Source organism: uncultured Butyricimonas sp. (assembly GCF_959596855.1).
Classification (GTDB): Bacteria; Bacteroidota; Bacteroidia; order Bacteroidales; family Marinifilaceae; genus Butyricimonas; species Butyricimonas muris.
Window position 1 is genome coordinate 1 of sequence record NZ_CAUFYA010000078.1, and the last position, 11,510, is coordinate 11,510.

An 11,510-nucleotide genomic window follows, 5' to 3' on the forward strand; every position below is an offset into this window, starting at 1 on the left:
ATTTCCGGCATTTGATGATGTTTGTGTTGCGCGTGTTGAGTTCTTCAACGTGCCGGATGTGTTGCATGTAGTCCAGTTCGTTGATATTGACCACCACTTTTGTTTGGATTGGGGTGTCCGACCCGCAATATTCACAATGCAGGAATGTTGTTCCCGGTTTGTATTTTAGCACGGCTCCGCAACATTCACACGGGAATGTGTCACCGATCGTCCGGTTGTCCTCGGTTTCTTCCGTCATACTTTATTTCTGTTTTGGAAGCGGCGGGGGTGTTGTTGTCCATAAACTTTGTAAGTCAGCTTGCTCTCCGGCCGGAACCCACTCCGGTAATCCGTTTTTCCATACCAGAGAATCCCGGTTCAGAACTTGTTGCTTTACCAGTTCGAGTAAGCGCGCGAGGTTATAGGGACCGGACTGTTGACCGTTGATGGCGACGTAGTACAGTGTTTCTCCCGGTAACGGCGGGGGAGTGGCAGGGGTATTCTGCCCGTTTTGTCTGTCCGACGGGTTCATCATGTTTTGAGTCATCTGTTGGGCCATTGCTATACCAGCTCCCAGACCGACGCCCATTCCGGCTGTGCCCGACGGATTCTCCGCGGCAGCTTCCATGGCTTTGGCGGCTTTTAGTTTAGTCAATTTATCCAAGTCGATTTTTTCCAGACGGCTGAGTTCGAATATCTCTTTTTTCACATCTTCGGGCATGGAGATGTTTTCAATCAGGAATTTCGTTACTTCCATGCCGTAGGCGGCAAAGTCACTTTGCATGTAACTGAAGATGGTTTCCGATAATTCATTCAAGTTGGAAGCGTAATTCTCGATCGGTAAATTTGACTCTCCCGTGGCATCGGAGAAACGGGTGACGATGATACTCTTCAATTGTTCGCTGATATGCCGGGTGGTAAACGATTGGTTTGTGCCTACGATTTCCCGGATAAAAACGGGAGCATCGGTAATCTTGAACGAGTATATTCCGAATGCCCGTATTTCAACCATCCCGAATCGATTATCGCTTAGGATAATGGCGTTTTTTGTTCCCCATTTCTGGTCCAAGAAGTTTTTCGTGCTCACGAAGTAAACTTCAGCCTTGAACGGACTGTTGAAACCGTATTTCCAGCCCTTCAACGTGCTTAATATCGGGAGGTTCTCGGTGTTAAGGGTATAAGTTCCCGGGGTGAATATATCCGCTACTTGTCCCTCGTTGACAAAAACAGCCGTTTGTCCTTCCCGGACGATAAGTTTAGCGTTGTTTTTTATCTCGTTGCCATGTCTTTCGAAACGGTACACGATGGTGTCTTGGGTGTTGTCCAAGAATTCGATGATGTCAATAAACTCGCCTCTAAGTTTACTAAATAGCCCCATGTGTTTTATCTTTAGTGTTATTTTAATTTCACGTCAAAAGTATATTTTTTTGTGCAATGTTGTCGATTTGCTTTCTGTAAATTTATCTTTTTTCACGGAAATTCTCTCGTTATCCTAAGGTAATACTACCTCAACTTGCTTATCAGCCGGATGTAAGGCGGTTATCGCGTCCTTTGCCAACGGGGAGATAAGAGGGGTAGAAGTATTTTGTGACGGAGTAGGGGTTGTATTACGGTAGGATTACCTTGGAAATTCAACAGGTAGATTTATTGAATGTAGACAAGAATTTTCTGTTTAACAGATGTTGGTTATTGATATTTAAAATTTAATTTTATCTTTGCTTTTCCAAAGGATGTTGGATATGACAGATGAACAAAATACGGTGCAGCGACTGATTGCCGGGGATGTGAAGGCTTTCGAAAAAGTGTTTCGTGATTATTCCCGGGAGTTGTATTTTGTCGCGTTGGGATTAAGTCGAGATCAAGCGGTGGCGGAAGATGCCGTGCAGGAGAGTTTTGTTTATTTGTGGAGTCACCGGGAACAGATAAACGTGAAACATTCGCTCGTGAATTACTTGCGGAAAATGGTTAGGAATTACGTGTTGAATTATATGCGTCACCAGAAGGTGCGGGCGGAAAAGGAAGCGGATATTATTCGGGAACAGGTGTTCCTGAACGAAGAGGAGGAGGATATAACGCCAAAGATCGAGGCTATTCGCTCGGTGGTTGATTCTTTGCCGGAGGGATGCCGCAAGATATTCGTGATGGCGGTAATCGAGGGAGTGAGTTATGCCGAAACGGCGGAATCCATGGGAGTTGCCGTGAATACAGTGAAATCTCAGGTCAGGATAGCCTATAAGAAAATAAAGGAGTCGGTGCAGAATAATCCCGACAATATGGCGCTTACTATATTATTTTTACTTTCCTTGAAAAAAATGTTATAATCTTTTCACCCTTTTCGATAGTTCGAGTGCATTTATAGTGTAATGATAAATGAATGTATTCATGAAAACGAAAGATGAATTGTTCGAGAGATTATGGAATGTATTGTATCCCAATGAGTATTCCCCGGAAAAGAAGATAGATCCGGATGTGCGGGAGGCGATAGAGAAGCTGTATGATTTGACGTCTATGCCGGAACCCGATTATGACGGGATATGGAATCGGGTAGTGAAAGACCCGGTTATCGTGCGGCGTCACAAGATACGGCGGGTATTAAGGTATGCTGCCGTGATTATTTTGCCGTTTATATTACTTTTAAGCGGGGTGTTCCTGTTAAATCAGGATAAGCCGTCCGGTGAAATGGCAGTGTCGTTTGAGCGTCCCAAGAATGCTATTCTTCTGACATTGTCCGACGGTTCGGAGTTGAATCTGAGGGAAATGCAACAGAAGTATCTGACGAGAGAGAGTATGGTGGAGATACGGCAGGATAGTACGAAGGGATTGGTTTATGAAACAAAAGCCGAGGATGACACGGTTCAGCGATATCATACTCTTGAAATTCCGGTAGCTGCCGATTTTCGTTTGCAGCTTTCCGACGGGAGCGTGGTGTATTTGAATTCCGGTAGTAAGTTGAGGTACCCGGTGACTTTCGGGGGAGCGGAACGGAAAGTGTACTTGGAGGGAGAAGGTTACTTTGAAGTGGTCAGAGATGAGGCTCATCCTTTTAAGGTGGAAGTCCGGAATATGGAAGTGGAAGTGTTGGGGACGAGTTTCAATATAAATGCTTACCCGGAAAAACCGGAGGTACAAACCACGTTGGCGAGCGGTAAGGTACAAGTGACGAACGGGACGAAACGGGTGGTATTGTCGCCCGGGGAACAGGCCGCGTGCGTGAATGGTGATATTCACGTGAGGGAAGTCGACGTGCGGGAGTATACCAGTTGGAAAGACGGTATGTTTATTTTCAACAAAATGTCGCTACGGGATATTATGATTCAAATGGAGCGTTGGTATGGTTTAAAGGTTACTTTTTTCGGTAGTGGAATCGAGGAGTACACTTTTACGGGGATGATTGATAAGAATCTGCCGGCAGCGGAAACGTTCAAGGTGATCGAAAAGGTGGTAGATGTCCGTTTTTCTCTGAAAGACAGGAATGTAGTCGTCACCAGACTGTAATATAAAAAATTACCGATAGTTGTTGGTAGCGTCTATCGGTAAGTTTCATGTTCCGGTAATTTGTTGGTAGCAAACCCGGATATTGTCTAACTTTAAAGTTCAAATTTATGAAAAAAAAGCAATTACACGTTGCTAGGTCAAGTTTTTTATTAAAAAAAATGCTTCGTGTTATGAAATTAACATTTTTTATTCTGTGCGTGTGTTTTATACACGTGAGTGCGGCAACTTACTCTCAACAGCAGAAAGTGTCGCTAAAATGCGAGAACGAGGTACTTTCGAAAGTACTGAAAGAATTGGAGAAGCAGACGAGTTTGTACTTCTTTTTCAATGACAAGGCGTTGGACGTGGAACGTAAGGTTTCGCTTTCCGTGGAGGACAAGGAGTTGGGAGAAGTTTTGGGAAAGTTACTGGGAAAAGATTACCGGTGGGAGATCATGAATAATTTGATCGTGGTGACTTTCAAACCGATAACGGATGAGAAGAAGGAGATAAGGATCGTGGGGAAGGTGACCGACGAGAAGAAACTGCCACTGGCGGGCGTGACCGTTTTGGTGAAAGGATTAACCGTGGGTACTGCCACGGATATGGATGGTAAATACGCTTTGACGTTACCCCGGATGGAGGGTTTTTCTTTACTTTTCTCGTTTTTGGGTATGGAGACTCAAGAGGTGAAATACTCGGGAAAAGACACGATCAACGTGGTGATGCGGGAGGATGTGAAAAGCGTGGAAGAGGTGGTCGTGACGGGATATGCCAATATCAAGAAATCCAGTTTCACGGGTTCTGCCACGCAAGTGAGCCGGGAGGAGATATTGAAAGTGTCTTCTTTTAATTTGATAAGTGCCTTGGCGGTATTCGATCCTTCGTTGCGGTTGGTCAAAAATAACGAGATGGGTTCCGACCCGAATACTTTGCCGGAGTTTTACGTGCGGGGGCGTTCGGGAATAGCCAGCGTGAAGGAGTTGGATGAGATGGGAAGTTCTTCCAGTGTTGCGAAATTCGCTTTGACGAGCAATCCGAATATTCCTATTTTTATTTTGGATGGTTTCGAGGTGAGTGTTGAGAAGGTGTATGATTTTGATATTAACAGGATTGCCAATATTACGATTCTGAAAGATGCGGCGGCAACAGCCATGTATGGTTCTCGGGCTTCCAACGGGGTGATCGTGATCGAATCGGTGGCTCCTGCCCCGGGAGAGTTGAGGATTAGTTATAGCGGGAATTTGAGTATTACCGCCCCGGATTTGTCGTCTTACAATATGATGAATGCCAAGGAAGCCTTGGAAACCGAGGTGGCAGCCGGGTTGTTTGATTATGATCCGGGAGATGCTTCTCAGACACCGATAGCGCAGATAAGAATAAAGAATCAATATTATATAGAGAAACTCAATAAGGTTTCCAAGGGGGTGGATAATTATTGGTTGTCGCAACCTTTGCGGACGGAGGTTAATGCTAACCATAGTGTTTATGTGGAGGGTGGAAGCGAGAGCGTGCGTTTTGGTATAGATTTGCGTTATAATAATCAAAACGGTGTGATGAAGGATTCCTACCGGAATCGGTTGGGTGCCGGGTTTGCGTTGGATTACCGGTATAAGGGATTGCAGGTGAGGAATCAAACGACTTTCGATATCACGCGTACGAAGGATTCTCCTTACGGTACTTTTGCTGATTATACCCGGCGTCACCCGTATGACGAGTGGGTGGATAAAGACGGGAATTATGTACAAACGTTGCCTAGCTATGGTTTGACCGGAACAATAGAGAAAAATCCTTTGTACGAGGCAAGATTGGGAAATTATTCCAAGGCAGGGTATAAGGATTGGACGAATAATTTGACGATAAACTGGTATATCAGTAATTATTGGCAGATTAAGGGGCAGTTGGCTTTGAATTATAATATTTCGGATACGGATAAGTTCACGGATCCGGCTTCTTCCTCTTATAGCGTGACGGCTTCCGCTTTTACCAAGGGAGAGCGGAATCTGACCGAAACGAAGAGTTTTGGATGGAACGTGAATTTATTTACATCGTACAACCGAAGTTTGGGAAAGCACAATGTTAATCTGTCGGTGGGTATCAACGTGAAGGAGGATCAGAGAGAATTCGAGGAGTCCGCGTACAAAGGTTTTCCCAATGCCAAACGTCACGCGATTTCTTATGCCTACGAGATCGTGAAGAAACCCACGGTAACGGATAATAAAACCCGTTTGTTTGGTTTCTTTACCACGTTGAATTATAGTTATGATGATATTTATTTGTTTGATTTTTCTTTCCGGGGTGACGGTTCGTCCGAATTCGGGAGCGATAAGAAATGGGGACCTTTCTGGTCTTCCGGTGCCGGGGTGAATATCCACAAGTACGCATTCGCCGAACAATGGAGTTTCTTGGATCAATTGAAGGTAAAAGCTACTTACGGGCAGACGGGTAAGTTGAACTTCCCGCCTTATGCCGCCCGACATTCTTTCGAAACCAAGCTGGATCAATGGTATCCTACCGGAATCGGGGCAACTTTGATTGCCATGGGAAATGATAAGTTGACGTGGGAGAAAACGCTTTCTTGGGATCTGGGGATGGAAGTCGGTGTTTTTCATGGAATTTTGTTCGGTCGGTTTAACTGGTATAACCGGAAGACGATTGACGGTATCACGGATGTTTCTTTACCGGCTTCCGCAGGTTTTTCCAGTTACAAGAGTAATGCCGGAGAGATCCAGAACAGGGGTATGGAGTTCTATCTGAACGTGAAACCTTATACTTCCAAGAAGTTGGATATCGTGATATACGGTTCTCTGTCACATAATGAAAATAAGATTCTAAAGTTGTCTAAGGCTCTGGAGGAATATAATGACCGGGTAGACGAGCATTTTAAGAAATATGCCAATGCCGATGCCAATTCCCCGTTGACTTCTATTCTGTGGACAGCGGATGATAACCGGGTGTACTCGAAGCCGGTGATGAAGTATGAGGCGGGTAATTCAACGACGTCGATTTACGGGATGAAGTCAAAAGGGATAAATCCGGCTGACGGGCAGGAAATCTATCTCAAGCGTGACGGAACTATCAGTTACGAGTGGTCAACTTACGAACAACAGAAGATAGGGGATACCGAACCTTGGGGAAATGGTTCGCTGGGTATTAATGTACGGTTTATGAACTTTACTTTCTATACCACATTTATGTTTGAATTCGGGGGTGACAAGTATAACCAGACGTTGGTGGATAACGTGGAAAATGTCAATTTGTGGCGGAATAACGCAGATCGCCGGGTGCTTTCCCAACGTTGGCAGAAGCCGGGGGACGTGACTTCTTTGAAGTCTTTGAAGGATCGTTATTATATTACCCGTCCGACTTCCCGGTTCGTGCAAAAAGACCGTACTTTGACGTTCAATTCGTTGAACGTGGGATATGATTTCAATCGTGGTTTAATTCAACGTATCGGTCTGGATATGTTAAGGCTTCAGTTTAGCATGAATGATATAGCCACGGTTTCTTCTATCAAGCGGGAGATGGGGTTAAGTTATCCTTTTGCCAGAACCTTTACTTTTACTTTAAATGCAAGTTTCTAATCTAAAAAATAGAGTGAAATGAAAATGAAGAGATTGATGCAGTGGTTGTTGGCGGCGATGGTGTTGACATCGTGCAATGATTGGCTGGATATAAAGTCCGACAGTGTGTTACTGGAAGAGGAGATTTTCGGCGATTATACCGGGGTGCAAATGGCAGTGAACGGTGTGTACCGGGAAATTAGTGTTACGAATTTGTACGGGAAGAACTTGAGCTGGGGATTTACCAGTGCTTTAGCCCGGAATTACCTTACTTCGGGGTTGCCCACGGAGTTGGTGGAGGCTTCTAATTATAATTGGAAAAATTCGAGTGTACAGGAGGTGACGGAAAGTACATGGGCGAAAGCCTATAATGTGATAGCTAGTTGTAATAATATCATACAGCAGGTGGAGAAGAAGGATAGTTCTTTTTTTAATAACAAGGATATAGAGAAACAGTTGATTCTTGCCGAGATGCGCGGCTTGCGGGCGTTGTTGCATTTTGATATGTTACGCTTGTTTTGCCCGGTGCCCTCGGGAACGAATCAAGGCAGTCCGGCAATTCCTTACGTGACGAGGTATCCGGAGCATCAGCCGGAGCGAATGACTATGGAGCAAGTGCTTGAGAATATTGTTTCGGATATGGAGTTCGCGCAGGAGAAGTTGGGACCTTTGGATACCTTGAAATTCGTGGCATGGACGAAAGGAAGGCAACATCGTTTCACGTCGGGAGCTCATGCAACCCCGTTAGGAGGAGATGATTTCCTGAATTACCGGGGATTGCGAATGAATTATTGGGGTGCAACCGCATTGTTGGCACGGATATACATGTGGATGGGTAACGAGGAGATGGCTTATAAAAATGCGGAGGCTATCAAACGATTCGTGGATACGGGATGGTTTAAGTGGACACCTGCCAATAATCACGGGAATTATGATGCGTATCCGGAAATGTCCGATCCCAAACGCTGGGAAGAGCTTCTGTTGGGATTCTATAATAAAGATAATCTGGAGAATTTCGAGAAGGCAGCTTCGTATGATCATTATTTTAGAATGAATGAAATGGAGAAACTTTTCGGGTTGGAAACGGATGATTATCGTTATAAATTTTATAACCGGTATAATGATAATCACCGCTATCTGGTGTGGGAACGTCCTATCGCATCTATAACTAATATGAGTGGTACCGTAACCACGAATATTACCCATCAGTGTCCGCTTATTCCCGTGGTCCGTTTTCCGGAGATGTACCACATCATGATCGAGTGTCTGATTAACAAGGGACAGATCGTGGAGGCGAAAGCGTTGTTCTCCACGTTGAGAATCCAGCGGGGCGTGAAGGAGTATGCTTTGCCGGATGATCCGGATGACTTGAAGGAAAAGTTGGTGTACGATATGATTCGCGAAGGGTTGACAGAGGGGCAAACGTTTTTCATGTACAAGCGATTGAATCATGATATTTTTAACGGGGATAGGGATATTCCGATGACAGCGGATAAGTTTATTGCCGAATATCCTAATAATGAAACGTCTTATTAATTTAATGGAAGAATTTATGAAACGAATACTATTGATATTAGGAATGTTGTATCTCTTCTCGGGTTGCGAGCGGGAACATATCATGACTTATGGTAATGATGCCTACATTCAGTTCACGGGTAAGATGGCGGATTCTTTAGAGTTTTCTTTTACTTTTTACCCGAACCGGGATACGATAGATTACGGTTTAGGCGTGAAATTGGTCGGGCTTCCGGAGGACAGGGAGAGAGAGTACAAGGTTGTTGTCGTGGATGATTACACGACTGCCGCCTCGGGAAATTATATACTGCCGGAACGTTGTGTGCTGGGAAAAAACGAGGAACAATGCGAGTTGGTTGTGAAACTTGTTAAAACTCCGGATTTACAAACGACACCGGTAAGACTGACCGTGCGTCTGGAACCGACTCGGGATTTTATGCTTGGGGAAACATCCCATATCGCTCGCATTATTTGGATAAATGATAAGATTTCTAAACCGGATTGGTGGAATAGTGTAATCGTGAATAGTTATTTGGGTACCTATTCAGATGAAAAGTATCGTTTGTTTATTGAAATTACCGGGGTCGGGTATTTGAATCCGGAGGATGCCGTGGACTGCCGTTTCAACGCGTTGCTTTTGAAAAAACATTTGAATGAAAAAGAGGCAAACGATGAAACCGTGTACGAGAAGGACGGGCACACGAAAATGACTGTTACAGTAATTGGAAGTTGATTAAATGGAATATATGATGAGAATAGCGATTATATTTTTGGGAATAGTGTTTTCGTGGTTATTAAGCGGATGCTACGAGGACAAGGGAAACTATGATTACGCGGAAGTTAACGAAGTGATTGTTAATTTGAAACCGGCGAATACGTACACGATTTACGGTTATCTTGGTGAAGAGCTTGTGATTGTTCCTGAATTGACATTCCAAAACCCGTCGGATACGTTAGAGTTTGATTACACTTGGAAAATCGATACGATGGTTATTTCGCGTGAGCGTGTGTTGAGATACACGCATCAAGGGAAATGTGAAATTTATTCACTAAATCTGTTCGTGACAGACCGGAAGTCCGGGCAGGTGTATTATGATCGTAACGGGGTGGCCTTGCAGATAGACTCCCCGTATAAGTATGGCTTTGTTCTTTTGGCAGAAAAGAGCGACGGGGCGACTGAGCTTCATTATTTGCGATTGGAAAAGCCCACGGATGAGCCTTTTTACTATCTTCCTTTTTATAATCTTTACAGTTCCTTGCATCCGGGCGATCCTTTAGGACGGAAACCGTATTATATCACGGAGAATTTTACAACTCCTAATAATGGAGGGGACGAGTTGACGATACTTCAAGAGGGAGGTGGATGTGTTTCTTTGAACGGTACGTTGTGGAATAAAGAGGTTGCTTTGGAAGAGGAGTTTTATGGAGGTTATCCGGAGGGTGTGTATCCGAAACTTTTGTTATTCGGTAATGTTGTCGATTTAATGATAGGTGATAACGGGAAGGCTTATTCCCGGTATATTTATCCACAATCAAGTCAGCCGACAGGTTTTCATCTGACTCGTTTTATGAATATTCCTTTTGATTTCGATAAGCCCAATACTTATATTGACAGGATAATACCCGCTACTTATTTTTGGGTGGGTTTGCAGTTGATGCACGATAAAGCGAATAACAGATTCGTGGCTATCGCTGCCAATGGAGATCCGTCTGCGGGGTTACAGGGGGTCATTCGGGATAATTCGACAGATCCTGATGAGTTCGTGGATTTGACGGATTTTGGTGATTATTCCTTGGTTTGGGCGACATGCGAGAGAGGTGATTACGGTACCGGGCATTACCGGTGTATATTCAAAAAAGACGGTGAGTATTATGTTCAAAAGTTCTCGTTGTCCAAGGACTATTATTACGCGACGATGAACGTGTCGAATAGAGGTAAGTGGCTGTTTGCCGGTTCTGATATTGTATCCGATCAAGCGGTGTATGCTATGTTGAGAAGTGGAAATTACATGTACTTCGCGGAAGGGAAGTCGCTGTACTATTGTGAATTTCGTAATGAAGCAGGGGGAATACGACAAATCGTGAAGAAAATTCATGATTTTGATAAGAATGTTACACATTTAACCCCGGATTACAATGGCGATCGGTTGTTGATAGCGTTGGAGGGAGGAAAAATCTTTATTTTCTACACGATTGATCAAGTGTTGGGTTCACCGGATCCGTGGGCAGCGGGAAATATGTACGAATCACCTGATAATGTTGATTTGGGAGAGATTAAACAGGTGATATTCAAGTACGGTAATTTTATGAGTAGTAGTGGCGGAAGTGCCCCATGGTAGCAAGGATGAGGGGGGAATACCCCCTCATTTTATAATAATGTTTCCAGATATAGTATCACGGCTATGGATGATAGGTTCCCCAGTTCATCTTGTAAACGTTTTAAGGCTATCGTTTTTTGTTTTTTCACGGTGTCCACGGCAAGGTCTAATTCTTGGGCGATTTCGGAAGGTTTTTTCCCATCGAGTGTCATGAGGCAGATTTTTTTGCATTGCGGGGGGAGATGGTCAATTGAATTTAATAGCTGACGATATACTTCTTCGCGAATGAGAACGTGTAACACGGAAGGATTTTCTTGCTCTTCTATTTCATCGGATATTTTTTTCTCGTGTTGTTGTTGAATCTTTTGCTTTCGGATGTGGTTTATACATTTGTGTTGTACGGAGCGATATAAATAGGTACGGAGAACTAATTCATTTGTGAATTTGAGTTCCTTTTCCCAAAGTTGCACGAATAAATCTTGAACTATATCCTTTGCAGCCTCGTTGTCGTTGATTATTTGAAAGGCGAATTGCACTAAAGGGGTATAAAATTCTTTAAATAGAATCTCATATTCGGACTCGTCGTATATGTTGCGGAAGTTTTTCATTATCAGTTTAATCCACCTCTGAAGTGTAATATGAATAAATGTTCATTTAATAA

8 protein-coding genes and 1 pseudogene are annotated in these 11,510 nt (G+C 43.9%); 6 read left to right on the forward strand and 3 right to left on the reverse strand.

Going from position 1 to position 11,510, the window contains the following annotated elements; all coding sequences use genetic code 11:
- Positions 1-238: pseudogene (locus Q5866_RS20205) on the reverse strand (hypothetical protein); the annotation flags it as partial.
- A gap of 3 nt (positions 239-241) precedes the next feature.
- Positions 242-1,357: an SPFH domain-containing protein gene (locus Q5866_RS20210; protein WP_303182145.1), complete on the reverse strand. Its 1,116-nt coding sequence runs from the start codon at positions 1,355-1,357 to the stop codon at positions 242-244.
- Between the two features lie 361 nt (positions 1,358-1,718).
- On the opposite strand from Q5866_RS20210, the gene Q5866_RS20215 reads away from it, so the two are divergent.
- From Q5866_RS20215 to Q5866_RS20240, 6 genes are all read left to right on the forward strand, one after another.
- A complete protein-coding gene (locus Q5866_RS20215; RefSeq protein ID WP_303182147.1) occupies positions 1,719-2,300 on the forward strand; it encodes an RNA polymerase sigma factor in 582 nt (193 codons plus the stop codon).
- Positions 2,301-2,361: 61 nt separating this feature from the next.
- The gene (locus tag Q5866_RS20220; protein ID WP_303182149.1) at positions 2,362-3,474 is read left to right on the forward strand and encodes a FecR family protein; all 1,113 of its coding nucleotides are present in this window, start codon (positions 2,362-2,364) and stop codon (positions 3,472-3,474) included.
- Positions 3,475-3,644: 170 nt separating this feature from the next.
- Positions 3,645-7,037: a SusC/RagA family TonB-linked outer membrane protein gene (locus Q5866_RS20225; protein WP_303182151.1), complete on the forward strand. Its 3,393-nt coding sequence runs from the start codon at positions 3,645-3,647 to the stop codon at positions 7,035-7,037.
- 18 nt (positions 7,038-7,055) lie between these two features.
- Entirely contained in the window at positions 7,056-8,552 is a 1,497-nt protein-coding gene (locus Q5866_RS20230; RefSeq protein WP_255302050.1) for a RagB/SusD family nutrient uptake outer membrane protein, read from the forward strand.
- 16 nt (positions 8,553-8,568) lie between these two features.
- On the forward strand, positions 8,569-9,264 hold the full coding sequence (locus Q5866_RS20235; protein WP_176555090.1) for a DUF4843 domain-containing protein: 696 nt from the start codon (positions 8,569-8,571) through the stop codon (positions 9,262-9,264).
- Between the two features lie 13 nt (positions 9,265-9,277).
- Positions 9,278-10,870, forward strand: a complete 1,593-nt coding sequence (locus Q5866_RS20240; protein ID WP_303182153.1) for a PKD-like family lipoprotein — start codon at positions 9,278-9,280, stop codon at positions 10,868-10,870.
- A gap of 29 nt (positions 10,871-10,899) precedes the next feature.
- Here the strand turns inward: Q5866_RS20240 and Q5866_RS20245 are convergent, their stop codons facing one another.
- Positions 10,900-11,457 (reverse strand): RNA polymerase sigma-70 factor, encoded by a 558-nt coding sequence (locus tag Q5866_RS20245; protein ID WP_186975694.1) that lies wholly within the window; start codon positions 11,455-11,457, stop codon positions 10,900-10,902.
- Positions 11,458-11,510: the final 53 nt, after the last annotated feature.